Below are 25,600 nucleotides of genomic sequence, written 5' to 3'. Positions count from 1 at the left end.
GAAATGAAGACGCGTCGTTGAGCAGCGCAACGGATCAGCCATCATCGGCGAAAGCAGATGAACCAGTACACCGCGCTGTCTCGGTAAATTCACCCTCGCCAATAGCGGATGCCGCTTTCGCGGCACATGACGGCTCTTGTTGTTCTGCAGTCCGCGAAGGCGCGTCGCGCCTACTTCACCGCCCCGAAGCGACTGTCGAATGAGTTCGTCGACACGATCGGTGCGGAGCCGGAAACCAGATTGTCCTTGGCGGCGGGGGCCGGGGTATCCACCGACGGTTTCAGCGGCGGACGGCTGGCAGCGGCATGCTTGGTGTCAGCAGGCTTCGGCGCCGCAGTCTTCGGCGCGGCGGCTTCCGGCCGTGGCGGCTCGCTGCGCTTGGCCTCGGGTGCCTTCGGCTTCGAAGGCGGCGTGCTGGCGGTAGCGTCAGCCGCGCCGCCGATGCCGACCTTGCGGGCAAGGTTGGAGAAGAACCCGTCATTCTGGGCCGGCGGCGCCGCATTGGCGACGCGCGTCGGTGCCGCGGCAGGGGTGGGCGCTGGGGCTGCGGCAAGCTTCGGTGGTTCCGGCGTACCCATCAGCAGATTATCGGAGGGCGCCTTGGGCGGATTGACGTGGGAGGGAACGGTGCCAGGGGCGCGTGCCATCAACGACAGGCTTGAGCCGTCGCCGGGTTCCGAAAGACCGGTGCTGGCCTCAGGCACACGGGCGGCGAACACCCGGTGCATACCGCCGTCGATGCCCGTGTTGGTCCGGGCGACCGGCGTTCCCTTTGCAATCAGGCGGGCGGTTTCGGCAAGGTCGGTCGCCTGCTTGTCGCGCACGGCGTTGGCGACCTCGTCGGAAATCACATAGGCCGGGCACTTCGCCGAAGCATCGAATACCAGGTCACGCGCGGCGTTCGGCGGCTTGGCGGCATCGAACACGTATTTCTTCTCGCAGAAATCGACCTTCGGCTCCTGCTTCGTCACCTCGAAATGATCATTGCCTTCCTTGATCATCTTCCAGAACGGCATGTTCGGATTGTTGCGGTGCTTGGCCATGTTGGCCGGCGTCATCTTGAACGGATAGGCCTGCAGCTGGAACGATTTCTGGCCGCCGAAGAAGGATTCGCGGCCCAGTGAATAGATTTCCGCGATCTGCTCGTCGGTCATCGCGTAGCAGCCGCGCGATGAGCAGTCGCCATGCACCATCAGTTGCGAGCCGGTACGCCCCAGCGCCTTGTCGAACGCGTTCGGATAGCCGGTGTTGAAGGAAAGATAATAAGCCGATTGCGGGTTCATCTGCGCCGGCGAGATCGCATAGAAGCCTTCCGGCGCCTGGCGGTCGCCCTCGCGGACCTTGGGTCCGAGATCCCCCGACCAGCGGCAGATCGGATAGGTTTTCAGGAGCGCGAAACGGCCGGAGCGGTCCTGCTTCCAGATTTCCAGTTCGGCTTCCTGCTTGAACAGCCGGACCAAGATCGGCGACTGCAGGTCCATGTCTTTCGCCGTCATGTCGGCGATCAGTTTGGGTGGAACCGGCTGGTTGGCCTTGGCGTTGTTGGCGAGCGACATGTCGCCGCCATTGCAACTGGCCAACAGCGCGCCTGCGCCCGCGAGGGCAGCCGACGTGACGAGCGCGCGAACCAGCGAACGGTTAATCAAAGGCTAAGCTCCACACCCACCGGGCATTTTCGCACCCCAAATCACAGCGAACATGCCCTGAAGCCAATGCATAAAATAGTACCCTTTGACCTTCCGCGCCGCAACCCGAACGCGATGCGTCAGCCGCTTCCACGGCAGGCATAGTCAATAGAGTTTAAAGACCGTCTCTGGGCCTAATTAGGGCCGAATCAAGCGATCCGACGAAATAAAGCGCCTTTAAGGCGGCGTTAACGAATGGGGCCGGGCCGGCCGGCCGCCCCTCATCCAAGGCGGAGGGCAACGGCCAATCAGCCGAGCTTGCGGCCGATATCGAGAAATTTCTGCCGCCGCTGCCGGCGCACGCCGTCCGCGTCCAGATTGCGGAGGTCGTTGAAGGCCTCGGCGATCGCATCGCCGGTGGCCGAGATCATGGCGGCGGAATCGCGATGAGCGCCGCCGGAGGGTTCTTTCAGGATCTCGTCGATCACGCCGAATCGCAGCATGTCCTGGGCAGTGATCTTCATGCCGTTGGCGACTTCCTGGGCCTTGGTGCCGTCGCGCCACAGGATCGAGGAGGCCGCTTCCGGCGAGATCACGCTGTAGATCGCGTGTTCGAACATCAGCACCTTGTTCGCGGTGGTGATGGCGATGGCGCCACCCGACATGCCCTCGCCGGTGATGATCGCGACATTGGGGACGCCGAGCGAGAGGCACGTGTCGGTCGAGCGTGCGATCGCTTCCGCCACGCCGCGCTCCTCGGCGCCGATGCCGGGATAGGCGCCGGCGGAGTCGACGATCGACAGCACGGGAATGCCAAAACGGTCGGCCATCTCCATCAGCCGCACCGCCTTGCGATAGCCTTCGGGCCGCGCCATGCCGAAATTGTGCTTGATACGGCTGTCGGTGGTGGCGCCCTTCTCCTGGCCCATCACGCAGATAGGCTCGCCCCGAAAACGGCCGAAGCCGCCCATCAGCGCCTCGTCCTCGGCGAATTTGCGGTCGCCCGCCATCGGGGTGAATTCGGTGGTCAGCGCGTTGACGAAATCGCTGAAGTGCGGGCGCTGCGGATGGCGCGCCACCAGCGTTTTCTGCCACGGCGTCAAATTGGCATAGAGGTCGGTCAGCGCCTGGGACGCCTTGTCCTCTATGCGCGCGATCTCGTCGCCGATGTCGCTGCCGGACGCCGCCAGCGCGCGCAGTTCATCGACCTTGGCCTCTAGTTCGGCAACGGGTTTTTCAAAGTCGAGATAACTGCGCATCTGATCCGGCATCGAGACAATATAGGTAACAACGTGCTTTGAGGCGAAGCGGTTTCGATTCGCTTAAGGAAAGCACGCATCTTCAATGATTTAGCGTGCATCTCGGTCCGGATGACCCGGTTTGCCGAAAGCGCGCCAAACAAGGCCGCAGGCGGGAGACGGCTGTTTCGGGGGAGACGCCGCGGAAGTCAAGGCTGCAATGCATTCTGGTAGCCCGGATGGAGCGGAGCGCAATCCGGGACGGCTGCTCGCGGGAAGACCCCGGATTTCGCTTGCGCTTCATCCGGGCTACGCTGTCTACGCCGCCTTACTTCTCCGCCAGCGGATGCAGGTCGCGCACCAGGCTTTTCAGCCGCTCCTCGACCACGTGGGTGTAGATCTGCGTGGTCGAGATGTCGGTATGGCCGAGCAGCGTCTGCACGATGCGCAGGTCGGCGCCGTTGTGCAGCAGGTGGCTGGCAAAGGCGTGGCGAAGCACGTGCGGCGAGACCAGCCGCGGCGCGAGGCCCGATGCCGCCGCCAGTTCCTTCAGGTCGCGGGCAAAATGCTGCCGCGTCAGATGGCCGCTCTCGCCGAAGGAGGGAAACAGCCATTTTGAGCTTGCGGCGTCTTTCTTCTTCTCGGGCTTGAGCGCTTCCATCGCGGCGAGATAGTCGGCCATCGCCTGCCGCGACGCTTCGTTGAGCGGCACCAGCCGTTCCTTGTTGCCCTTGCCGCGCACCACGATCATGCGGGCGTCGCGCCGCGAGGCCGACAGCGGCAGCGCCACCAGCTCCGAGACGCGCAAGCCGGTGGCGTAAAGCACTTCCAGAAGGCAATACAGCCGTATCGCGCGCAGCCGCTGCTGCGGCGAAACGTTCTGGCCTAGCGTCAATTCCTTGGCCCGCGTCAGCATGCGGTCGACGTCCGGGATCGACAGCACCTTCGGCAAGCCTCGGCCGCGTTTCGGGCCTGACAGGATCGCCGCCGGATCGTCGCTGCGGATGCGCTCGTTCAGGAGAAAGCGGAACAGATGCCGCATCGCCGACAGCCGGCGCGCCACGCTGGAGGATTTGAAGCCGCGGGTGTCGAGGTCGGCGAGGTAGTCGCGCAGCTCATCCGTCCCGGCGCCGGCAAAGTTTTGTCCCTTGCGGCCGAGAAATTCGGAAAAATCCGTGAGGTCGCGGCGATAGGCATCGAGCGTGTTGTCGCCCGCACCCTGTTCCGCCGCGAGCATGTCGAGGAACAGGTTGATCAGTGTCTCGTCTTTGGCCGTCTTGCTGGAACGCATTGCACCCGACATCTCGCAATGGAGATGCCTCTCTCCCCGAGTTCGCCTCTCACAAATCAGACGATAGCGGCTATTTCTTGAGGAACTTGTCTGCGGGGATGGTGACCGTCATTTCCCGGGGCTTCGGCGTGACGAAGTTCGCCAGCGAAAAAATCACGCCATAGATCACCCCGGCGATGATGCCGACGACCGTCAGAAAGCGGAACAAACTGGGCATAGGGGGCTCAGGGCGGCGAATTAACCAATGAAATCATCCAACATGTTCCTATCCCCGTGGCAAGAGTCTCTGGCGGGGGCGTCAATGGGGGTAGTATAGGTGTCGCAGCGCGGAGCAAGTCGCGCAAAACCGCAGGGTTTTTGATGTCCGAGACCGCCGCACCGGCACAAACGAGCCCCACCCAGGAGGCCGACATCACGTCGGCGCTGGGAAGGCGTTCGGTCGTGCTGGTCGGCATGATGGGCGCCGGCAAATCCACCATCGGGCGGCGGCTGGCGGCCCGGCTGCACCTGCCGTTTCTCGACGCCGATATCGAGATCGAGGCCGCGGCCGGGATGTCGATCCCGGACATTTTCGAAGCCCATGGCGAGCCACATTTCCGGGACGGCGAGGCGCGGGTGATCGCGCGGCTGCTCGATGGCGGGCCGGCCGTGATCGCCACCGGCGGCGGCGCCTTCATGCGGGAGGAGACCCGCAACCGCATCCGCGACAAGGCGGTCTCGATCTGGCTCAAGGCGGATGTCGAAATCATCATGAAGCGCGTCAAGCGCCGCGCCGACCGGCCGCTGCTGCAGACCGAGGATCCGATGGCGACCGTCAGCCGTCTGCTCGAAGCGCGCGAACCGGTCTACCGGACCGCCGACCTGACGATAGGTTCGCGCGACGTGCCGCACGACCGCATCGTCGACGAATGTATCGATGCCCTGCGCGCCCGGCTGTGCGTAGGCAGCCCTTCTGCCCAGCCGACAACCGACGGGATCAGCGTTACGCCATGACTGCGCCACTGAAACATTCCGCCGATATCACGGTCGACGTTGCCCTCGGCGACCGCGCCTATGACATCGTCATCGGCCGCGGCGTGCTGGCGTCGCTCGGCGCACGTGTCGCCGCGTTACGCCCCGGCGTGCGGACCGCCATCGTCACCGACCGCACCGTGGCAAAGCACTGGCTGGATCAAACCGAGCGTTCGCTTACCGAGGCCGGCATTGCGACCTCACGCGTCATCGTCGAGGAAGGCGAAGTGTCGAAGACCTATTCCGGTCTCGAAAAGGTCTCTGAGGCGTTGATCGCGGCGAAGATCGAACGCAACGATCTGGTGATCGCGCTCGGCGGCGGCGTGGTCGGCGATCTCGCCGGCTTTGCAGCGGCGATCCTGCGCCGCGGCGTCGATTTCGTGCAGGTGCCGACCTCGCTTCTGGCGCAGGTGGATTCTTCCGTCGGCGGCAAGACCGGCATCAACTCGCCGCAGGGAAAGAACCTGCTCGGCGCGTTTCATCAGCCGGTTCTGGTGATCGCCGATACCTCGGTGCTCGACACGCTGTCGCCGCGCCAGTTCCGCGCCGGCTACGCCGAAGTCGCCAAATATGGCGTGCTCGGCGACGAAGCCTTTTTCACCTGGCTCGAAGCCAACCATGCCGACATCTTCTCCGGCGGCACGGCGCGCGAGCACGCGATTGCGACCGCCTGCCGCGCCAAGGCCGCGATCGTATCCCGCGACGAGCGCGAGAACGGCGAGCGCGCGTTGCTCAATCTCGGCCACACGTTCGGCCATGCGCTGGAGGCTGCGACCGGCTTTTCCGATCGCCTGTTCCACGGCGAAGGCGTCTCCGTCGGCATGGTGCTGGCGGCGGAGTTTTCCGCCGAGCTCGGCATGATCTCCGAGGCCGATGCCGCCCGCGTCGAACGCCATCTTGCCTCCGTCGGCCTGCCGACCCATTTGCAGCATATCGCGGGCTTCGCCCAGGAGGGGCTGGCGGACGCCGACGCCCTGATGGCGCTGATGGCGCAGGACAAGAAGGTCAAGCGCGGCAAGCTGACGTTCATTCTGCTGCAGGCGATCGGCCGCGCGGTGGTCGCAAACGACGTCGAGCCCGCTCTGGTTCGCGCCTTCCTGCAACAGAAGCTGTCGGGATGAGAACGGGATTGTCCGGGTGCATTGTGGGCAATAGGTCGCGCACGGCCGAGGCCGACGCCGCGAGGCAATCATGAGTTCGACTGCGTTCAATCTGCTGCTTGCATTTCTTCTTCTCGCCGCCAACGCGTTCTACGTGGCCGCCGAGTTTGCGCTGGTGAAGAGCCGCGGGTTTCGCATCAGGGCGATGGTCGAGCAGGACCGGTTCGGCGCACGCCTGCTGCAAGGCATGATGGGCAACATCGAGGCCTATCTCGCGTGCTGCCAACTCGGCATCACCATGGCCTCGCTCGGCCTCGGCTGGGTCGGCGAACCGACCGTTTCGGCGCTGCTCGAGCCGGTGCTCATCCCGCTCGGAATGTCGGAAGCCACGTTGCACTTCGTGTCCTTCCTCGCCGGGTTCCTGGTGTTCTCCTCGCTGCATATCGTGATCGGCGAGCAGGTGCCGAAGACGCTCGCGATCCGGGAGCCGATGCCGGTCTCGCAATGGATCGCTTATCCGCTCTATCTGTCGTATCTGGTTTTCTGGCCGCTGAACTGGCTCCTCAACAGCGCGTCACGCGGAATTTTGCGCCTGCTCGGCGTGCAGGAATCCTCGCAGCACGAAATTCTCACCGATTCCGAGATCGAAGGGCTGGTGGAGGAATCGGCCGTGCACGGCGGGATCGAAAGCGGTGAGGCTGAATACCTTCAAAATGTCTTCCGCTTTGGCGACCTCGCCGTGTCCGACGTCATGGTCCATCGCACAGCGATGGTGATGATCAATGCCGACCTGCCGCCGGACGAACTGGTGCGCGAGGTGCTGGCCACCGAATACACCCGCATCCCGTTGTGGCGCGACAAGCCGGAGAACATCATCGGCGTACTGCACGCCAAGGATCTGCTACGCGCGATCCGGGCTTCCGAAGGCGATACCTCGCACATCGATGTTTCGGCCATCATGCTGCCGCCGTGGTTCGTGCCGGAGATGCGGCCTTTGTCCGAACAGCTCAAGGCGTTCCGCCGCCGCAAGACCCATTTCGCGCTCGTCGTCGACGAGTATGGAGAAGTTGAGGGGATGGTGACGCTGGAAGACGTTCTGGAAGAGATCGTCGGCGACATTTCCGACGAGCACGACGTTGTGGTGGCCGGCGTCCGCGCCCAGCCCGACGGCTCCGTGGTGGTCGACGGTTCGGTGCCGATCCGCGAACTCAACCGCGCCATGAACTGGCATCTGCCCGACGAAGAGGCGACGACCGTCGCCGGGCTCGTGATTCACGAGGCGCGTTCGATCCCCGAGCGCGGCCAGAGTTTTACCTTCCACGGTTTCCGCTTCCGCGTGCTTCGCCGCGAGCGCAACCGCATCACCGCGCTGAAGATCGCGCCGCTGCCGCGCGAAGCCGACGGCGAGGATCCGAAACCGAAGCGGGCAGGGACCGCGTTCTGAGCGTCCGCACTGGCACCGCTATTCGATATCGATGGTGATGCCGCTGAGTTTCCACTGGCCGTCGGAGGCAATGAAACCGAGCTGGTACTTCACCTTCTTGGGCGCGGTGTCGAAACGGCCCTTGAGGCGTAACACGCCCTTCTCGTCGATCTTGGCTTCCTCGTCGGGAACGAGCGGGCTTGCGACGATCGCGTCGAACACGGCGTGCTTCTCGACCAGGTCCTTGAAGACGGCCCGCAGCTTGTCGGGCGGAAACTGATCGCGGAACGGCTTTGAAATCTTGGCGTGGAGGACCGTGAAATTATCCGATGCCACCGCGTCGTTGAGCGTTACCAGAATGCTCTTGACCAGGACTTCCTGGACAAAGGGGCTCGGCATGTCCAGCGCGTGCGCCCTGGTTGGGGAGGCCGCAACCAGCAGCGCTACGGCGGCCCATCGGAAGCGTGCCCAATATTGCATCGGACGACCCCATCGACCTGCGATGGCCTCGGGGTCAGTCCGACCCCGCCACCGAACGGAACCTCATCCATCGCTTTGGCGATTGTCTCACAGTTGCAAAAACGGTTCTACCGTCTCTGCCGATCTTCACAGGAAGCTGGCGGACCACCTCATGCCAGATAGACGATGGCTTCCGCGAGCAACCGTTCGGGTGGGTGCGCCGACGTATCCAGCGCCAGCCTTGCATCGGTCCAGGCTTCATAACCGCTGCGTCGTTTCTCGACCTCGGCCCATGTGATCTCGGTCATCCCCTCGATGGCGCGCATTCGCGCTTCGATACGCCGGCGATGCGTCGCCTCATCCACGCAAACGCATTCGATGATCGCGAGGTCCGCGCGATATCTTGCGGCGAGGTTTCGCCATGCGGCGCGGGGGGCCTCGACCGGATTGACGGCGTCGATCACGACGGAATGCCCCAGCCGCAGGTGCTCCTCGGCCAGGGTTTGTGCGATGGCATAGGCGGCGATCCCCGTTTGATCCCGGGGCAGGCCGCCGCGCCACATCGCCGCCTCGATCGGATCGACCGAGAACAGCGGCAGCGAGAAATGGCGCGAAAGCCCTTCTGCCAGCGTGCTCTTCCCGGAACCCGGGAGCCCTGCCAAAATTACGAGCTTTTGCGGCAGCATCGGACGCTCATATTCTTGCGGGCAGGTTTGCCAAATTACCGGCCGGCGGTTTCTCCCGGCGCCTGCGCCTTGATGGCGAGCGCATGGACCGAGCCCCTGAGTTCCGCTTCAAGCGCCGCATTTACCATGCGGTGGCGCTCGATCCGGCTCTTCCCTTCGAAGGCCGGAGATACGATATAGACCCTGAAATGCGTCTCGCCGCCCGGCCGGTGGCCCGCATGGCCCTCATGCAGATGAGATTCGTCCGTAACGTCGAGGCTTTCCGGCAAGAAAGCTTCACGCAACTTGTTTATGATAGCGTCCCTGGTGCTCATGATGGCGGCAGATAATTCTGTTGTCGGCTTTTCGTCAATGGCGCATCCGAACAGAGGTATTAGCAATGTCAAGACTTGAAGCCTCGGGCATTGCGTAGTCAAAGTCAGTCATGGCAATTGATTCATCCAAATTCTTCGATTCCATTCGCATCAAGCCCAACAAGCTGAGCGCGAAGCAGCAGGCGCAGGCGCGCGAGGAAGCCGCCATGTGCGAATGGGCGGGCTGCCAGAACAAGGGCCCGCACCGCGCGCCCAAGGGCCGGGAGAATTCGCGGGAGTACTTTCACTTCTGTCTCAATCACGTCCGCGAATACAATCAGAACTACAATTTCTTCCAGGGCATGAATGCCGACGCCGTCGCGCGTTACCAGAAGGATGCGCTGACCGGCCATCGGCCGACCTGGAAGATGGGTGCCAACACGGCCGGCAAGAAGGGCAAGCAGGCCGCTGAGGATTTTGACGGTGCCGCAGATCCCTTCAGCATGTTCTCCGAGCTCAACGGCCGCGGACGCTGGCGGCCCGGACCGGGCGCCGAGGCCAAGGCCGAAACCCGGAAGGTGATGAACGCCGAGCGCAAGGCGCTGCAGGTGATGGGCCTCACCGCCGAAGCCACCCTCGAGGACGTCAAAGCGAAGTACAAGGCGCTGGTCAAGCAGCACCATCCCGACGCCAACGGCGGCGACCGCTCCACCGAGGACCGCCTGATCGAGATCATCAAGGCGTATAATTATCTGAAGACCGTGGTGCGCGGCGCGTAGCAACAGTCTCGCGTCGTCCCTGCGAAAGCAGGGACCCATACGCCGCGGCTTCTCGATTTTATTCCGCTGCTCGACGGCTTTCGCTCACCAACAAAGGCCTGTGGTTATGGGTCCCTGCTTTCGCAGGGACGACAGCGGTGATTGTGACGCTCACCCCGGCATCGGCCCAATATAAGCCGAACTCGGCCGGATCAGCCGCCCGCCGCGCTGCTGCTCGCGGGCGTGTGCGGTCCAGCCGGCGGCGCGTGCCACGGCGAAGATCGGCGTAAACGCCTGCCGCGGGATTTTCAGCGCGTCGAGCAGGATCGCGGTGAAGAACTCCACATTGGTGTCGAGCGGGCGGTCCGGATTCTTTATCCGCAACGCGCTACGGATATAGGCCTCGACCTCGCCCGCGAACGGCAGATCGGTGTCCTCACCGGCAAGCCGCTCGATCGCGTCCTTCAGCACATCGGCGCGTGGATCGCGGACGCGATAGATGCGGTGCCCGAATCCCATCAGCCGCTCGCCGCGGGCCAGCGCGCTGTCGACCCAAGGCTTGATGCGCTCGGTTGAGCCGATTGCGTCCAGCATTTCCAGCACCGGCTCCGGTGCGCCGCCATGCAGCGGCCCTGTCAGCGCGCAATAGCCGGCGGTGACGGCTGCGAACAAATCCGCCTGCGTCGAGGCCACCACGCGCGTCGTGAAGGTCGACGCGTTCATGCCGTGGTCGCACACCGTGACGAGATAGGCGTCCAGCGCCGCCACCTCGCGTGCATTGGGCTTGCGGCCGAGCATCATCGACAGCGTGTCGGCGGCATGGCTCGCAGTTGGATCGGGTGCAACGGGGTCATTGCCCTTCACGCGCTGGACCAGGGCACCGGCGATGACCGGAAACGCGCCGACGATCGTGGCTTCATGCGCAAGGCCGGCTTCCGCGCGCAGCCCCGCGACTGTCGCGCGAAATCCGTCGACGATCGATAGACCGCGCGTGATGCCGAGCAGATCCGGCAGTCGGGCTAAGGCGCGTTCGCGCCCTGCACCAAGGGCGGCGCGTACCGCGGCTTCGCCGACCGGCTGGCCGGTTCCGCCGCTCCATAGCCGGGCGGTCACGCCCTCAAAACCGGTCTTGCGGGCGAGGTCGCCGACCCGCTCGCCGGCGATGATCAGTTCGCCGCGCTCGCCATCGACATGGCTGAGCACGGTTTCGGCGGCGGGAATCCCGTCCAGGCCGATTGGGGTCTTTGAAAGCTGCATATTCATAAGGGCTCTCCTTTGTCGCCTTCAAAGGTCGGGCCTCTCGACAGATTGATCAATCTTGATTATGTAAATCAATATGAAAAAATCCGCCGGCCTTTACCTTTCGGCCCGCGAGGCCTCCGCCGAACTCGCGATCTCGCAAGCGACGCTCTACGCCTATGTCAGCCGCGGCCTGATCCGCTCGGAGCCGTCGCAGGATTCGCGCAGCCACCGCTACCGGGCCGAGGACGTCCGCACGCTGAAGGAACGGCGCACGCCGGCGCCTGAGCCACGCGGTATGCGCAGTTTCGACGCCGACCTGCCTGTGATGGATTCAGCGGTCGCGACCATCACCGAGGACGGGCCGATCTACCGCGGCGTCAATTGCGTCGACCTCGCCGAGCGCGACACGCTCGAACATGCCGCGACGCTGCTATGGGATGTCACCGGCGCCGATCCGTTCGAACAGGACAACTGCCCCGTCGTGTCGGACGAAATGCGTGCCGTCGCCGAGGCCGCGCGGGGGGCCAGTGCGATCGATCGCACGATCGCCGTGCTGGCGCTGGCGGCCAGCGCCGACCCGCGGGCGTTCACCCGTGCCCCTGAAGGCCGCGCGATGCTTGGCGGCCGCATCATGCGGCTCGTGGTCGCGACCATGCTGAATGCCAAATCCTCGGCAAAGCCGCTTCATCTGCAGATCGCGCGGGTCTGGGCGCCTGATAACAAGCACGCCGCCGATTTGATCCGCCGCGCGCTCGTGCTGCTGGCGGATCATGAACTGAACGCGTCGACCTTCACCGTGCGCTGCGCGGCCTCGACCGGGCTAAACCTCTACGATGCGATCATCGCCGGGCTCGTCGCGCTCAAGGGCCCCAAGCATGGCGGCGCGGGCGTGCTCGCGGCTCAGCTTCTGAAGACGCTTGCCAATGGCGAGGTCGCCCCCGTCATCCGCGAGCGCGTCGCGCTTGGCGAACGCTTCGCGGGCTTTGGTCATGGTGTCTACAAGCATGGCGATCCCCGCGCGCGGGCCCTATTGGAAGCGCTGGCGCGCTCCGGCGCGGATCGCAAACTCACCCACGAAATTCCCGAGCGCATCGCGGAGGCGACCGGCGAGTTCGTCAATATCGACTATGCGCTTGCGGTCCTCGTGCACACGCTCGGCCTGCCGCCCGGCCATGAACTCGTGCTGTTTTCCATGGCGCGCACGGTGGGGTGGATCGCGCATGCCTGCGAACAATTGCGGCATGGCCGGCTGATCCGGCCCCGTGCCCGCTATGTCGGTCCGGCGCCCGGGCGCAGCCCCGTCCGGGCCTGACGGCGGCGCAGCGTCCAAACGCCGAGCGCGATGATGGCCGCGGCAAATACAGCCAGAATCCAGAGATGCTTGCCGATGTGCTCGTGATGCGGAAAACCGGCATAGTGATGCAGCGCCGAGACCGCGAACACGCCCGGCAGCACGTGCGCTAAAGCCCATGCAAGGACCGCTGCAATGTTGACGCCGTAGAACCGGATCGGCCGCATCCCGAGCGCACCCGCCGTGATCGGAACGAAGGCGTGGATCGGCGGCACGAAGCGGGCGAAGAAAACCGCCAGCGTGCCCCAGCGGATGAAGAACGCCTCGCTCTGTGCCATGACGCCGGGATATCCGGACATCGGCCAAGCACCAAGGATTTCGCGCTGCGAACGATGGCCGGCCCAGAACGCCGAGCCGTCGCCAAGCAGGGCGCCGGCAACGGCTGCCGCCAGCACCCCCCACAGGTTCAATTCGCCACCGGGCACGAGCGCGCTCAGGGCAAGGATGATGGTCGAGCCCGGCACAAGCGCTCCCACGACCGGGATCGCCTCCAGCAGGGCCGCGAGAAATAGCGTCAGATAGGCCGCCCACGGATGGGCCGAAACGAATGCAATCACGGGATCGAGGAATGAAGTCACAATCTTGCTGTCCCAGGGGCGCCTGAACCAGAGCTACCAGGCCCGGGCAGGGGTCGAAAGTGCCGGCCAGCCTCCGGTTTTAAGCCCGGCAGGGGCGGCCTGGGCGGCAAAAGTGCGGCGTGATTCGCAGGGCAGCCCTCCAAAAACCTGATACACGACCTATCTCAATGATATAGCAACGGAACTTTGATTGCGCCGCGGGCTTCTGCCGGCCCTTGCTCTCTGCTAGGTTCGTAGTAGCCCCCATCCGCAGCCATTCAACAGATCTGGTTTCGGGAAACGCCCGGGACCTCGGAGGATTGATGACGACCGCCGCCATGAGCAAAGTTTCGGAGCCCGCCGGTTTGCCCGACATGAAGGTGTCGGTCCGGCAGGTTTTCGGTATCGACAGCGATCTCGAAGTGCCGGCCTATTCCGAAGTCGACCCGCATGTGCCGGAAGTCGATTCGGATTACCGCTTCGACCGTGCTACTACGCTCGCCATCCTCGCCGGTTTTGCCAAGAACCGCCGCGTCATGGTCACCGGCTATCACGGCACCGGCAAATCGACCCATATCGAGCAGGTCGCAGCACGGCTGAACTGGCCTTGCGTGCGCGTCAACCTCGACAGCCACATCAGCCGTATCGACCTCGTCGGCAAGGACTCGATCGTGGTCCGGGACGGCAAGCAGGTCACCGAATTCCGCGACGGCATCCTGCCCTGGGCGCTGCAGCACAATATCGCGCTGGTGTTCGACGAATATGACGCCGGCCGCCCCGACGTGATGTTCGTGATCCAGCGCGTGCTGGAAGTTTCCGGCCGCCTGACGCTCTTGGACCAGAACAAGGTGATCAAGCCGCACCCGTCGTTCCGCCTGTTCTCGACCGCCAACACGGTGGGCCTCGGCGATACGTCGGGCCTCTATCACGGCACCCAGCAGATCAACCAGGGCCAGATGGACCGCTGGTCGATCGTCACCACGCTGAACTACCTTGCGCATGACGAGGAAGTCGAGATCGTGCTCGCCAAGGCGAAGCACTACCGCACGCAGGAAGGCCGCGACATCGTCAACAAGATGGTGCGGCTCGCCGACCTGACCCGTAACGCGTTTGCCAATGGCGATTTGTCGACGGTGATGAGCCCGCGCACGGTGATCACCTGGGCCGAGAACGCCGATATCTTCAGCGATATCGGCTTTGCGTTCCGCGTCACCTTCCTCAACAAGTGCGACGAACTGGAGCGGCCGCTGGTGGCCGAATTCTACCAGCGTTGCTTCAATGCGGAGCTGCCCGAGAGTTCGGTGAACGTGGCGCTCTCGTAGTCGTCGTCCCCGCCTAGTGTGCAATTGCGCACGGGGCGCGGGGACCCATACGCCGCGGCGTTTCGGTAGGATGATGGTGCTAGAGATCGGCAGAACAATAATCGCCGGTGGTTATGGGTCCCTGCGTTCGCAGGGACGACGGCGGTGAGGTGGCAATGACGACATCCAACTCCAAATTCCGTACCGGATCCAAGGAAGCGCCGACCGAGCCGTTCAAGCGCGCGGTGACCTCGTGCCTGCGCGCGATCGCAAAGGCGCCGGAACTGGAAGTGACATTTGCGGCCGAGCGCCCCGGTCTCGCGCCGGGCAAGGCGCGGTTGCCGGAGCCTGCCCGCAAGATGACCAAGCGCGATGCGGCGATCGTGCGCGGCCACTCCGACTCGATCGCGCTGAAGCTCGCCTGTCACGATCCCAAGGTGCACCGCAAGCTGATGCCGGGAAATCCGCAGGCGCGCGGCGTGTTCGAGGCGGTGGAGCAGGCCCGCGTCGAGGCGATCGGATCGCGCCGGATGTCGGGTGTTGCGAAGAATCTCACCGCGATGCTCGACGATCATTTTCATCGCGGCAAATACGACGAGATCACCGACCGCGCCGATGCGCCGCTGTCGGATGCGCTGGCGATGCTGGTGCGCGAACGGCTGACAGGCCTCGCCCCGCCCACGGCGGCCAAGAAGATGGTCGACCTCTGGCGGCCGGTGCTGGAAGACAAGATCGGAACCCGGCTCGACAAGCTCAGCCGTGTCACCGAAGACCAGGCCAAGTTCGGCGACCTCGTGCACGATTTGCTGTCGGCCCTCGACCTTGGCGACGAACGCGATGCGGACGCCGATGACGACGAGAACGACGAGAATCAGGACGGCGAGAACGATCAGTCCGGCGCCGAGGGCTCGCCCGATTCCGACTCCGCGCAGGAAATGAGCGCCGACCAGGCGCAGGCTTCCACCGACGAAATGTCTGAGAGCGCGATGGAAAGCGCGCAGGCCTCTACCAGCGACACCTTCGACGACGGCGAACTCGGCGACGACGAGACGCCGGGCGAGGCGACGCGGCCGAATACGCGCGGCGCCAACGAGCCGCGCGGGCCGGAATATCACGCGTTCGCGCCGAAGTTCGACGAGGTGATCGCCGCGGAAGATCTCTGCGACCATGACGAGCTGGAACGGTTGCGCTCCTATCTCGACAAGCAGCTCGCGCATCTGCAGGGCATCGTGGCGCGGCTCGCGAACCGGCTGCAGCGCCGCCTGATGGCGCAGCAGAACCGCGCCTGGGAGTTCGATCTCGAGGAAGGCATCCTCGATCCCGCCCGGTTGTCGCGCGTGGTCACCGACCCCTATCATCCGCTGTCCTTCATGCATGAGAAGGAGGCGACCTTCCGCGACACCGTGGTGACGCTGCTCTTGGACAATTCTGGCTCGATGCGCGGCCGCCCGATCACGGTGGCTGCGACCTGCGCCGATATTCTCGCACGCACGCTGGAGCGCTGCGGCGTCAAGGTAGAGATTCTGGGCTTCACGACGCGCGCGTGGAAGGGCGGGCAGTCGCGCGAGGCGTGGCTGGCCGCCGGCAAGCCGGCCAATCCAGGCCGGCTGAACGATTTGCGCCACATCATCTACAAATCGGCCGATGCGCCCTGGCGGCGCTCGCGCAAGAATCTTGGCCTGATGATGCGCGAGGGCCTGTTGAAGGAAAACATCGACGGCGAAGCGCTGGACTGGGCGCACAAGCGGCTGCTCGGCCGGGCCGAGCAGCGCAAGATCCTGATGATGATTTCGGACGGCGCGCCGGTCGACGATTCCACGCTGTCGGTCAATCCCGGCAATTACCTCGAGCGGCATCTGCGCCACATCATCGAGGAGATCGAGACCCGCTCACCGGTCGAACTGATTGCGATTGGCATCGGTCACGACGTTACGCGCTATTACCGCCGTGCCGTCACCATCGTCGATGCCGAGGAGCTCGGCGGCGCCATCACCGAAAAGCTCGCCGAACTGTTCAGCGAGACCCACGGCGCCGCGCCCGTCTCGGGTCACCACCGGCCGCGCCGCCTGCATTCGTGAGAGCATGCGCCCGCTCATAGGCCGCCGCCGCCTTTTGAAATATGCAGCGGCGGGGCTTTCGGTGGCGGCCGTGCCGGGGGTGGCGCTGACGCAGACCGCCGTTCAGCGGCCCCCGAAGCAGACCGTTCCCGACGAATTCTCGGTCACCGCGCCGGTCTCGATCGAGGTCAACGCCCGGCCGCTGCCCTCGTTCGACACCCGCGACCGGTCGCGTCTGCGGTTTGGCGAGCTTGAATACCGCAGCGGGCTCATCCTGACTTCGCGGTTTCGCGGCTTCGGCGGATTGTCGGGTCTCCGCCTTGATGCAAAGGGCGAGCGCTTCATCGCGATTAGCGACAAGGGCGGCTGGTTCACGGGGCGCATTGTCTACAAGGGCCGCGAGATGACCGGGCTCGACGATGTCGAGGCCTCGCCGATGCTCGGTCCTGATGGCAAGCCGATCACCTCGCGCGGCTGGTACGACACCGAGGCGCTCGCGCTCGACGGCTCGCTGGTCTATGTCGGCCTCGAACGCGTCCATCAGATACTGCGGTTCGACTTCGCCAAAGGATTTACGCGCGCGCATGGCGAATTGATTCAGTTGCCGCTGGGCGTGCGCAAACTGCCCTACAACAAGGGCATCGAGGCGCTTGTCGTGGTGCCGAAGGGCTTGCCGCTGGCGGGAACGCTGATCGCGATCTCGGAACGCGGGCTCGACGCCCAGGGCAACATCACAGGCTTCCTGATCGGCGGCAAGACGCTGGGGCTGTTCAGCATCCGCCGTACCGACAATTTCGATGTCAGCGACGCGGTGCTGCTGCCGTCCGGCGGGCTGCTGCTGCTGGAGCGCAAATTCTCCTGGCTCGGCGGGATCGGCATTCGCATCCGCCGCATCGCACTTGCCTCCATTGCCCCCGGCGCTGTCATCGACGGCCCCTCGATCTTCGAGGCCGATCTCGGCCACGAGATCGACAACATGGAAGGCATCGACGTTCACGTCACGCCGGAGGGCGACACGGTGCTGACGCTGGTCTCCGACGACAATTTCTCGATGATCCAGCGCAATCTGCTGCTGCAATTCGCGCTCGTGGAGTGACGTTGCCGGCGGCGCGGGCAGCGATGAATCGCCCGGCAGGGTTGCGGCCGGAGCGGGTTGAGGAGTGCCGAGCGGCTCGCTAGACATGGCGGGTCGTTTTCCCTCCGGTCCGGATTCCTTAGCCCATGAGCGCTCTGTTTACCCCGATCAAGCTGCGCGGCCTCAACCTTGCCAACCGCATCATGGTGGCGCCGATGTGCCAGTACTCGTCCGTCAATGGCGAGGCCAATGACTGGCACTTCACCCACATCAATTCGCTGGCGCTGTCGGGGGCCGCGATCTTCTGCATCGAGGCCACCGCGGTCGAGGCGATCGGCCGTATCACGCCGGGCTGCCTCGGCCTCTACAACGACGCCACCGAAGCCGCGCTCAAGCCCATTCTCGCCTCGGTGCGCAAGCGCTCGAAGGCGGCGGTGATGATCCAGCTTGCGCATGCCGGCCGCAAGGCCTCGAGCCACACGCCGTGGGACGGCGGGCAACTGATCCCGCTCGCCGAAGGCGGCTGGCGGGCGGAGGGGCCCTCGGCGATCCCGCACAAGGAGAGCGAGACGCCGCCTTTGGCGTTCGACGCGGAGGGACTGAAGCGCGTGCGCGACGCTTTCGTGGCGGCGGCGAAGCGCGCCGAGCGGCTCGGCATCGATGCCATCGAGGTGCACTCCGCGCACGGCTATCTCCTGCATCAGTTCCTGTCGCCGATCGCGAACCGGCGCACCGATCAATATGGCGGCTCGCTGGCGAACCGCATGCGCTTTCCGCTCGAAGTTTTCGACGCGGTGCGCGCGGCGTTCCCGCATGACAAGCCGGTCGGATTGCGCGTCTCCTGCACCGACTGGGTCGAGGGCGGCTGGGACCTGGCGCAGACCATTCAATTCGCGCACGAACTCAAGGCGCGCGGCGTCGACTGGATCGACGCGTCCTCGGGCGGCGTGTCGCCCTTGCAAAAAATTCCGCTCGGCCCCGGCTACCAGGTGCCGTTCGCGCAGGCGATCCGCGAGGCGACCGGCCTTCCTACCATCGCCGTCGGCCTGATCACGGAAGCGAAGCAGGCCGAGGAGATCGTGGCCTCGGGCAAGGCCGACATGGTCGCGCTCGCGCGCGCCATGCTCTACGACCCGCGCTGGGGCTGGCACGCGGCGGCCGAACTCGGCGGTGAGGTTTTCGCCCCGCCGCAATACTGGCGCTCGCAGCCCTCGACGCAGAAGGCGCTGTTCGGCGCAACCACGTTCGGGACGAGGTAGCGTGCCTCTTCCCTTCTCCCCTTGTGGGAGAAGGTGGATCGCTGACGCGAAGCGGCAGCGAGACGGATGAGGGGTCTCTATCCGCGGAGACAGACCCCTCATCCGCCTTCGCTTCGCTACGACACCTTCTCCCACAAGGGGAGAAGGGAAGTAAGAATCGCTTCGCTCCCAATGACGGAGTACGCTCTCTCAATTCGGCTTCGGCGGCGCGTCGGCGGCGCGGACTTGCCAGAATTTAAGCAGGCGGCGGGCGTTTTCGACTGTCAGCTTGCCGTATTGCTCTTTCGCTTTCGCCAGTTCATAGCGGCCCGTGCTGCCGGAGGCGAAGCGGCTGTCGAGCACGGCGGCGACGGTTTCCCAATTCAGTCCGGCGACGCGGCAGGGGATCAGCACGCCGTCATCGCGCAGGCTCTGCATGACAGGGCGGATCACCTCGAGGGTAGAGCCTGACAGTACGGCGAGTGCGGCAACCGTTTCGGCGTATTTCCGCTCTTTCGCAAACGCCAGCAGCGCCGGCTCGTTGAGCTTGCCGTGCTTGGCGAGGGCTGCGACGAAGCGGCGGGCCGCGGTGAAATCGCGCGTGCGCGACATTTCGCGGTTGGCGCCGGCGGCGGCGACGGCGATCGCGTTCCGGATTTCCTCGAACAGATGCGGCGGAGCGCGCGACAACAGCCGCGTGCGCACAACCTCGGTAGCGCTGCGCAACAATTGCGCGCGCTGATCGGCCGGCAGGTCGACGCGAATGCCGGTCTCGACGGCCAGCTCAGGATCGTTCTCCGCCTGCTTCAGCACGATGGCATAGCCGCCAGCCGACATCCGCGCGCCGGGATTGGTGACGAGCCGCCGGCTGACCGAAGGGTAATGCCGCTTCAACAGCGCGTCGGTGACGATCTCGGTCAGCCACCAGCGCCCGGAGATCGCGAGCAGATGCTGCTCGCCCTTGGTTTGTGCGAGCTCGACCAGATCCTCGGCCGAAAGCCGCGCCGATTCGGTCAGCACGGGCCGCGCGATCGAAATCTCGTCGTTCTGCGCGAGGCGCCGGACCACGGCTGGCGGCGCCCGCTTGATGGAGGCGAACTGCGTGCTCATTTCGGCGAGCGCAATGCGCGCGGAGACGTCGGCGAGCGCACGCAGCTCGACGGTCCTGATCAGCCGTTCCAGCACGTCGCCGAACAGCTCGATCTGTTCGCCGGAATAGCCGTCGGCGGACACCAGAAACAGGTCGGTGACCTGCCTCAGCGTATCCAGATGTTTTTCCGTCGAGCCGGCCTTGATGGCCGCCTCGACCTCGTCGGCGATCGATCGTTCCAACATCGCTCGTCCTGAGCGTTTAAAGCCGGTTCTGGCAGCGGATGGTTGAGAATAGGGGGCAGAGTTGAACGATCCGTAAACCATTTGGGTCGCGCGGCGGCGGGATTGGGGCCGTAAGATTGCGGGGGTGGTCGGCCAGTGGCCGAGTGATGAGAGTTTCGCTCCCACGTCGTCCCTGCGAAAGCAGGCACGACGGATGGATGTAGTCGCGATTCAAGTATGACTCCGCGTTCTCGCGGCGCATTGCGCCCGAGTCTTTCCATGAACCTTGTCCCTCCAAAACAAGAGGGCGCAGGGAATGCCGGGTGCCGGCTGGCACCCGCGGTCTCGTGTGCAAATAGTGCGAGAGATGCGCACACGAGCATACAGGTACAGCCGGAGCAGCCCGGCATTCCCTGCGCGATGGGTTTACGGCTTATACCGAGCTCTCCCCGGAGACGAATTCCTTTTGCCTCCGTCACCGGCGGATTGAAGGTTTTGGCGAAACCCGGTTGGGTTCGCAAAACCTCCGCCGGCTTGACACCAGCAACGGGCGCCAGGACCACACGGCTTTGCCGTCCGCTTCAATCGCCGTTCGTCGGCGCGCGGCCTTCGCTCATGAGCAAGCTCACCCTGCGAAAACTTGTTGCGCGCCCGGCGTGCCGCGGCCCACCGCTCCCCGCACCCTACGTCCGTGACGATCGCGATACGCCCCTCTTGTGGGCGCGGGATGGCTGATGTTGTAGGGTTGATTTGGGGTGAACGCGAAGCGGAATATTTTTCATGCGAGGGCTGGACAGGTTTTAAGTGATTTGCCCGTCGGGCAGTCACACAGGACATCACACCACACCCTCCCCTGGAGGGGGAGGGTCGACGCTCATGCAATGAGCGGCGGGGTGGGGTGACGGTCTCTCCACATCCAACAGTGCCCGAGTGGAGAGATCACCCCACCCCGTCTCGCATTCCGCTACGCTCCACGCGAGCCGACCCTCCCCCTCCAGGGGAGGGTAAGTGAAGTTGCGTCAATCCTCCCCCAGCCTACGCATCCTCTTCCACTTGCGCGGACGCATGTCCCGGCGCTACCGGCATCGGAAACTTCTCGTACTGCTTCGGCAAATTCACCGGCCGGTAGCTCGGCATCGCGTCCATGCGCATAAGCGCGGATTCGTGGATGATGGCGCCGTCGGGAATCAAGCGCGGTTCGGCGTCCGGGATGTAATAGCCGAAATGCGTTTTTCGCGCCGGCCACTCCTTGTAGCGCGCGCTCTTCGGCAGATATTCGAGGATCCACCACGCCCCTCGCAGCGAATCGTGCAGCTCGCCGCGCACATCAGGCACGACATAGGAGAACGGTGAGCCCTTGCGCTGAATGCCCCAGGCGAGCTGGTTGACGGTGGCCTGGTTGACCTGCAGGCCGCAACTCGTCGCCTCGTCGATCATCCAGAGCAGCGGATATTTGGAAAGCCCGCTTTGCTTTTCCGGATAGCCGCCGCCGATATCGGCATGCACGCCGGCGAACCACACCTGCAAGATATCCTGCGGCTCGGCGTGCGCATCGTTGAAGCGGTTGTGCTTGTAGGTCTGCGGGTCGTCCCACTTTTTCAGGCGGAACATGCAGCGCCGCTCGTCCATCGAGATCGCCTGACGAAATGTTTGCACGCTCGGGTTCACAAGGGTGAACGCCAGCTCCTCCAGGCTCGGCCAATAGAAGCGATCGGCCCGCGGCACGATCACGCTCGCCACCGTATCCCAGACGCCGACAAAGCGGATGGTCGGCCAGCGCGCCGAGGTGATGCGCGCGAATTGTGCGGCGTTGTCGAAGGCGGTCTGCGGAGCTGCGTCTTCCGCGGCGGCGACATCGATGGCCGACTTGATCTTCGCCCGCAGCTTCGGCGCCTCGTCGGAGGAGAACTGCTTGTAGGCGATCAGGCCGCTCCCTGCGAGATTGACCTGCTCCGGCGAGATCAGCCCCACCTTGTGGATCAGCCCCGCCAGCACCCGCACGGTATAGGCGCCGCGGGAAAAGCCGAACAGATAGATCTGGTCGCCGGCCTGATAATTGTGGACCAGGAAGCCATAGGCCGCGAGCACGTTGTCATCGAGCCCATACCCGGTGGCGAGCCCCAGGATCGCGTTGAAATCTTGGCGTAGCTTGTGCCACGGATCCGGCCGCGCCAGTGTGCCGACCCCCGGATCGTAATAGACGAGCTGCCGCGGCTGTGTCTTCTCCGTCTTGCGCAGGCAGCGATAGAGCTTCAGCACGTTGGAGATGTTCTCGGAAATCTCGTTGCCGGTGCCGTCGCAGCAGATGATGATGTTGCGCATAGTGATGCTCCCCCAGTGCTACCAGAGCGAGTATAGCGAAATTTGGGGATTTTGGATGACGTTGCGGGCGGCGGCCGCGCCTCGTCCACGGCATTCTCAGCGCAAGGCCCGCGTCAGGCCGCCTCGGTGACCGCGCGAATCTTCAGGTGCACCCCGGTTTCTTCCTGCAACGCGCCGATGACGCCGAGCAGATTTTCAGCCGTTGGGTTGCCATCCGGGCCGAACATCCGCATCAGGCTTTTCGGCGAACGCCCCAGCACTTCGCCCAACCGGTCGAATCCGACCGTTGCATTGATATAGGCCCGTAGCGCCGCGCGGCCCTCATCGGTCTCGCCCTGCAGCAGGGCCTGCACCGCCTCCTGAAACAGCGCCCGGCGAAAGGCGGGTTCGCGCTCCGCTCGCGTTCGCACGGTGTCGCGAAAGTTCCGGGTCAGTGGCATGGCGTCATCCTTCGTTGCGCTTTCGCTTCTTGTAATCGCGCCAGCGGCGCAGCGCGGCCTCGATGTCGTTCTGCTGCCTTCGCTTGGTCCCGCCGCCGAGCAAAATGACCAGCACCTTGCCGTCCCAGCCGAAATACACGCGATAGCCGGGACCGCGATTGATTTTGAGTTCGGCGGCGCCTTCTCCAATCGGCTTGACGTTCGATGTGTTGCCTTCGGCCACCCGCTCGATCGCGACCGTCACGCTGGCCGCCGCCTGCACGTCGAGATCGTCGAACCAGCGGCGGAAAGGGCTGCTTCCTTCCGAGAGGTACTCTCAATCCGGATCATGTGGTATCATATATGTTACTATTGCGCAAGCCGTACAGGACCGAGGATCGCGTTGAAATCCTGCCTCAGCTTGTGCCACGGATCCGGCCGCGCCAGCGTGCCGACCCCCGGATCGTAATAGACGAGCTGCCGCGGGGACGTCTTCTCCGTCTTGCGCAGGCAGCGATAGAGCTTCAGCACGTTGGAGATGTTCTCGGAAATCTCGTTGCCGGTGCCGTCGCAGCAGATGATGATGTTGCGCATGGGGACTCGCGGGGGAATCGGTGATGCTACCTTGGCGAGTATAGCGGATTCTAGGAGGGGTAGCCTATGGTGCTAGACGATCGCCAGCAAAGGCCCAAGGTTATCAAAATCGGAAACGGTTAGGCGAGGGCAAGGACGGATATCCGCCAGAACCCAAAAGGAACTCGCGTAACGCTCGATTATCCAGCCACCACTTCCATCCGCCCGCGTCGTCGGATCCATAGGTTTCCCGAACCCGACTTTCTGCAACTGAGCGGGTGCCAGTCCTGGCTGATCCCTCTTTAACCAAAACCGGGTCGGAGGACTGCTCGGATGCCGGCTAACGCCATGGCCGCGCTAGCGATCATCGCCTTGCCCTGTTCGACCAATCTAAGGGTCGTGTCTACGCCTGCCAACAGGAAGGCATCAGCGATCTGGCTGGCCGGAAGATGCGCGTCTCCGAGACGGAGTTCATAAATTCCAACAAGGGGCGTTAGGAGCTTCCTAGCTTCTTCCTTTGGAACGAAATTTCCGAGCAGCCGCTCGAGTGATTTTAGGGAGCCCAGTGTTTCATCCGGTTTGCCAACCGCCTTATGCATTGCGCTCACATCAAGCCGATCTGCGGTGAGCCTCGCGATGTCCTTCGCAAGCGCCAGAAGGCCTTGTTGGTCTACGGCCCGAAATCTATGGATTTTGGCGGCGATTGCATCTGTAGCGTGATGGTGCCGGAAGACAGGAACACCGAACGTTCTAGTGAAATCCTCGTCTAGCGCTGCCATCTCGGCTAGAAACAGAGCCTCAGGAGCAACTGTCTTTGCGGGTCGAGAGCGCATTTGCGCCGCCAGTAGCTCGGCTGAGACGCCCCCGTCGGGCAAGACGTTAGCTCCTGCCCAAATTCTCTGCTGCCACTGCGGAAGCCTGGCAACGTCGTAGGCGTAGACGTTGATTAGACCAAGCTGATTGACGCCAAAATGAACACGGTAGTCAGGCGAACACCGCAACGAGCCTGTGTCACCAGTGTACCATTCCAAGCTTGACCCTCGGTAACTGGTCAACTCCGAAACGACGCGCGGATTGAACCAAAGATATCTGCCGACATCCTCGTTGTTCAATTTTTGAGAAGGAAGCCGGCTCCCCGCCCCATCAATGATGAAGTCAAGGTCGGTCTCCGGCTTGTCCCCTCGCATTCGTTCGCTTCGAAGGGCCGGCTCGATCCATTCTTCACGCCAGAGTTCACCCATTACGCGAACGACGGGCTCACCTTTTCTTTCAAAGCTAAATGAGCGGCCGCCCGTGTTACTGTCAGTCTCTGCCGGGAAAATGGGTACTTCCTCGCCTTCATCAACATCTGTGCGCCACATCTCGAACACCGCCACTGAGCCGCGAAGACTTCCGTCCATTCCTGTCTCGAAGGCACGCGCTTCAAACCGATCATGAGGTCGGCTCTCGACTAAACCCGACTTCACCCACGTGACGTGCGAAGCGTCTCGGAGCGTGGCAGTACGCTGCCGATAGATGGCTATCCGAAGCGCTAGCCTACGAGCTGCTAAATAATCCCGGAGGAAGTCGCTCCTCATTACAAACCCCGCCATGCTCCCATCAGGCTCTAGCACCTCTCTCACAACGTCGACGTATCCTTCTTGAGGCCTAACCCAGCTCGTATCTTCGCGGATTAGTCCGAGCGCTATGATTAGGTCTTGGCTTAGATGCCAAACAGGAGGGTGCCCGGCCCCTACATGTTGCTGGAATACAAAGCTGACGCCGAGGTCTTGCTGTTCGTTGTACTGATAGACCTCGCAAGGTTTGTAACTGTCTTTGAAGGCATACGGTCCTTCAGAGTGACCAATCCCTATGTCGCTCCAGCCCAGCTCCTCAGCTTTCGCTCTATTGCTTTCAGGAAATGCGACAGAACCGACAAAGAACAACTCCTCGCCAGAGATGATGCCGGTACCAGGTCCGCTGGGAAAAGGCAGCGGCTTCGTTTGGGCTAATCGTAGTGGTATCCACACCGCGTTGGCGATGCGACGCCGCCGAACGTCATGCATCTCAAACCATTCTTGCGGCGGAACACTCATAGAGGTTCTCTCTTGGCTGTCGGGCACCCGATCTGCCTAAGTCACAATCCGCAGCTTTGGCGGGTATTCGTTCTAACCGACAGACCTTTTCGACGACAACAGTAACGAAACGGCCGATCCGTCCCAAACGCTACGACTTTCTCCGCTCGACTCAAATCGCCCTCAACTGGCCTTCGCAACCGGCGCGCAGAA

General features: G+C 63.7%; 23 protein-coding genes and 1 pseudogene. 9 read left to right on the top strand and 15 right to left on the bottom strand.

Features of this window, described 5'->3' with window-relative positions; all coding sequences use genetic code 11:
* Positions 1 to 170: 170 nt before the first annotated feature.
* From IVB22_RS36125 to IVB22_RS36110, 4 genes are all read right to left on the bottom strand, one after another.
* Entirely contained in the window at positions 171 to 1,646 is a 1,476-nt protein-coding gene (locus tag IVB22_RS36125; protein WP_247521901.1) for a murein L,D-transpeptidase family protein, read from the bottom strand.
* Positions 1,647 to 1,933: 287 nt separating this feature from the next.
* Positions 1,934 to 2,896: an acetyl-CoA carboxylase carboxyltransferase subunit alpha gene (locus IVB22_RS36120; protein ID WP_247521900.1), complete on the bottom strand. Its 963-nt coding sequence runs from the start codon at positions 2,894 to 2,896 to the stop codon at positions 1,934 to 1,936.
* Between the two features lie 295 nt (positions 2,897 to 3,191).
* Complete coding sequence (xerD, locus tag IVB22_RS36115; RefSeq protein WP_247521899.1) at positions 3,192 to 4,154, bottom strand: site-specific tyrosine recombinase XerD; 963 nt, start codon at positions 4,152 to 4,154, stop codon at positions 3,192 to 3,194.
* A 70-nt stretch (positions 4,155 to 4,224) separates the two neighbouring features.
* A complete protein-coding gene (locus IVB22_RS36110; protein ID WP_247521898.1) occupies positions 4,225 to 4,371 on the bottom strand; it encodes a histidine kinase in 147 nt (48 codons plus the stop codon).
* Between the two features lie 143 nt (positions 4,372 to 4,514).
* Between IVB22_RS36110 and IVB22_RS36105 the strand changes: the two genes are divergently transcribed.
* The 3 genes from IVB22_RS36105 to IVB22_RS36095 all read left to right on the top strand — a co-directional run bounded on the left by IVB22_RS36105 (position 4,515) and on the right by IVB22_RS36095 (position 7,709).
* Positions 4,515 to 5,147 (top strand): shikimate kinase, encoded by a 633-nt coding sequence (locus tag IVB22_RS36105; RefSeq protein WP_247521897.1) that lies wholly within the window; start codon positions 4,515 to 4,517, stop codon positions 5,145 to 5,147.
* A complete protein-coding gene (aroB, locus tag IVB22_RS36100) occupies positions 5,144 to 6,286 on the top strand; it encodes a 3-dehydroquinate synthase (protein ID WP_247521896.1) in 1,143 nt (380 codons plus the stop codon). Before IVB22_RS36105 ends, aroB begins: the two co-directional genes overlap by 4 nt.
* Positions 6,287 to 6,356: 70 nt before the next feature.
* A complete protein-coding gene (locus IVB22_RS36095; protein ID WP_247521895.1) occupies positions 6,357 to 7,709 on the top strand; it encodes a hemolysin family protein in 1,353 nt (450 codons plus the stop codon).
* Between the two features lie 18 nt (positions 7,710 to 7,727).
* Here IVB22_RS36095 and IVB22_RS36090 read toward each other — a convergent pair whose 3' ends face one another.
* The 3 genes from IVB22_RS36090 to IVB22_RS36080 all read right to left on the bottom strand — a co-directional run bounded on the left by IVB22_RS36090 (position 7,728) and on the right by IVB22_RS36080 (position 9,147).
* Positions 7,728 to 8,168: a hypothetical protein gene (locus tag IVB22_RS36090; protein ID WP_247521894.1), complete on the bottom strand. Its 441-nt coding sequence runs from the start codon at positions 8,166 to 8,168 to the stop codon at positions 7,728 to 7,730.
* A 149-nt stretch (positions 8,169 to 8,317) separates the two neighbouring features.
* Positions 8,318 to 8,833: an AAA family ATPase gene (locus IVB22_RS36085; protein ID WP_247521893.1), complete on the bottom strand. Its 516-nt coding sequence runs from the start codon at positions 8,831 to 8,833 to the stop codon at positions 8,318 to 8,320.
* A 35-nt stretch (positions 8,834 to 8,868) separates the two neighbouring features.
* Positions 8,869 to 9,147: a BolA family transcriptional regulator gene (locus IVB22_RS36080; protein WP_247521892.1), complete on the bottom strand. Its 279-nt coding sequence runs from the start codon at positions 9,145 to 9,147 to the stop codon at positions 8,869 to 8,871.
* Between the two features lie 110 nt (positions 9,148 to 9,257).
* Here IVB22_RS36080 and IVB22_RS36075 point away from each other — a divergent pair, with 110 nt between their 5' ends.
* Positions 9,258 to 9,905 carry a J domain-containing protein gene (locus IVB22_RS36075; RefSeq protein ID WP_214488917.1) on the top strand — a complete coding sequence of 216 codons (648 nt, stop codon included), beginning with the start codon at positions 9,258 to 9,260 and terminating at the stop codon, positions 9,903 to 9,905.
* A 150-nt stretch (positions 9,906 to 10,055) separates the two neighbouring features.
* Here IVB22_RS36075 and IVB22_RS36070 read toward each other — a convergent pair whose 3' ends face one another.
* A complete protein-coding gene (locus tag IVB22_RS36070) occupies positions 10,056 to 11,147 on the bottom strand; it encodes a citrate synthase/methylcitrate synthase (protein ID WP_247521891.1) in 1,092 nt (363 codons plus the stop codon).
* Positions 11,148 to 11,220: 73 nt separating this feature from the next.
* Here IVB22_RS36070 and IVB22_RS36065 point away from each other — a divergent pair, with 73 nt between their 5' ends.
* Complete coding sequence (locus IVB22_RS36065; RefSeq protein WP_247521890.1) at positions 11,221 to 12,438, top strand: citrate synthase family protein; 1,218 nt, start codon at positions 11,221 to 11,223, stop codon at positions 12,436 to 12,438.
* On the opposite strand, the gene IVB22_RS36060 is transcribed toward IVB22_RS36065, so the two are convergent.
* Entirely contained in the window at positions 12,396 to 13,055 is a 660-nt protein-coding gene (locus IVB22_RS36060; RefSeq protein ID WP_247521889.1) for a DedA family protein, read from the bottom strand. The genes IVB22_RS36065 and IVB22_RS36060 overlap by 43 nt on opposite strands.
* A gap of 302 nt (positions 13,056 to 13,357) precedes the next feature.
* Between IVB22_RS36060 and cobS the strand changes: the two genes are divergently transcribed.
* The 4 genes from cobS to IVB22_RS36040 all read left to right on the top strand — a co-directional run bounded on the left by cobS (position 13,358) and on the right by IVB22_RS36040 (position 18,726).
* Positions 13,358 to 14,356, top strand: coding sequence for a cobaltochelatase subunit CobS (gene cobS / locus IVB22_RS36055; protein ID WP_247521888.1), 999 nt, complete (start codon positions 13,358 to 13,360; stop codon positions 14,354 to 14,356).
* A 155-nt stretch (positions 14,357 to 14,511) separates the two neighbouring features.
* Positions 14,512 to 16,413: a cobaltochelatase subunit CobT gene (cobT, locus tag IVB22_RS36050; protein ID WP_247521887.1), complete on the top strand. Its 1,902-nt coding sequence runs from the start codon at positions 14,512 to 14,514 to the stop codon at positions 16,411 to 16,413.
* Between the two features lie 4 nt (positions 16,414 to 16,417).
* Entirely contained in the window at positions 16,418 to 17,488 is a 1,071-nt protein-coding gene (locus IVB22_RS36045) for an esterase-like activity of phytase family protein (RefSeq protein ID WP_247521886.1), read from the top strand.
* Positions 17,489 to 17,613: 125 nt separating this feature from the next.
* A complete protein-coding gene (locus IVB22_RS36040; RefSeq protein WP_247521885.1) occupies positions 17,614 to 18,726 on the top strand; it encodes an NADH:flavin oxidoreductase/NADH oxidase in 1,113 nt (370 codons plus the stop codon).
* Between the two features lie 189 nt (positions 18,727 to 18,915).
* On the opposite strand, the gene IVB22_RS36035 is transcribed toward IVB22_RS36040, so the two are convergent.
* The 6 genes and pseudogenes from IVB22_RS36035 to IVB22_RS36010 form a co-directional block, all read right to left on the bottom strand.
* Complete coding sequence (locus tag IVB22_RS36035; RefSeq protein ID WP_247521884.1) at positions 18,916 to 20,040, bottom strand: DUF2336 domain-containing protein; 1,125 nt, start codon at positions 20,038 to 20,040, stop codon at positions 18,916 to 18,918.
* Between the two features lie 1,014 nt (positions 20,041 to 21,054).
* On the bottom strand, positions 21,055 to 22,341 hold the full coding sequence (locus tag IVB22_RS36030; RefSeq protein WP_247521883.1) for a DUF2235 domain-containing protein: 1,287 nt from the start codon (positions 22,339 to 22,341) through the stop codon (positions 21,055 to 21,057).
* Positions 22,342 to 22,454: 113 nt separating this feature from the next.
* Entirely contained in the window at positions 22,455 to 22,781 is a 327-nt protein-coding gene (locus IVB22_RS36025) for a transcriptional regulator (protein ID WP_247521882.1), read from the bottom strand.
* A gap of 4 nt (positions 22,782 to 22,785) precedes the next feature.
* On the bottom strand, positions 22,786 to 23,043 hold the full coding sequence (locus IVB22_RS36020; RefSeq protein ID WP_247521881.1) for a type II toxin-antitoxin system RelE/ParE family toxin: 258 nt from the start codon (positions 23,041 to 23,043) through the stop codon (positions 22,786 to 22,788).
* A gap of 107 nt (positions 23,044 to 23,150) precedes the next feature.
* Positions 23,151 to 23,354: pseudogene (locus IVB22_RS36015) on the bottom strand (DUF2235 domain-containing protein); the annotation flags it as partial.
* Positions 23,355 to 23,635: 281 nt separating this feature from the next.
* Positions 23,636 to 25,408 carry a hypothetical protein gene (locus IVB22_RS36010; RefSeq protein ID WP_247521880.1) on the bottom strand — a complete coding sequence of 591 codons (1,773 nt, stop codon included), beginning with the start codon at positions 25,406 to 25,408 and terminating at the stop codon, positions 23,636 to 23,638.
* Positions 25,409 to 25,600 lie beyond the last annotated feature (192 nt).

The sequence above is a fragment of the Bradyrhizobium sp. 190 genome (genome assembly GCF_023073415.1).
Taxonomy (GTDB): domain Bacteria; phylum Pseudomonadota; class Alphaproteobacteria; order Rhizobiales; family Xanthobacteraceae; genus Bradyrhizobium.
The sequence above is the reverse complement of the archived record's forward strand: the minus strand, read 5'-3'. Positions and strand labels throughout refer to the sequence as shown.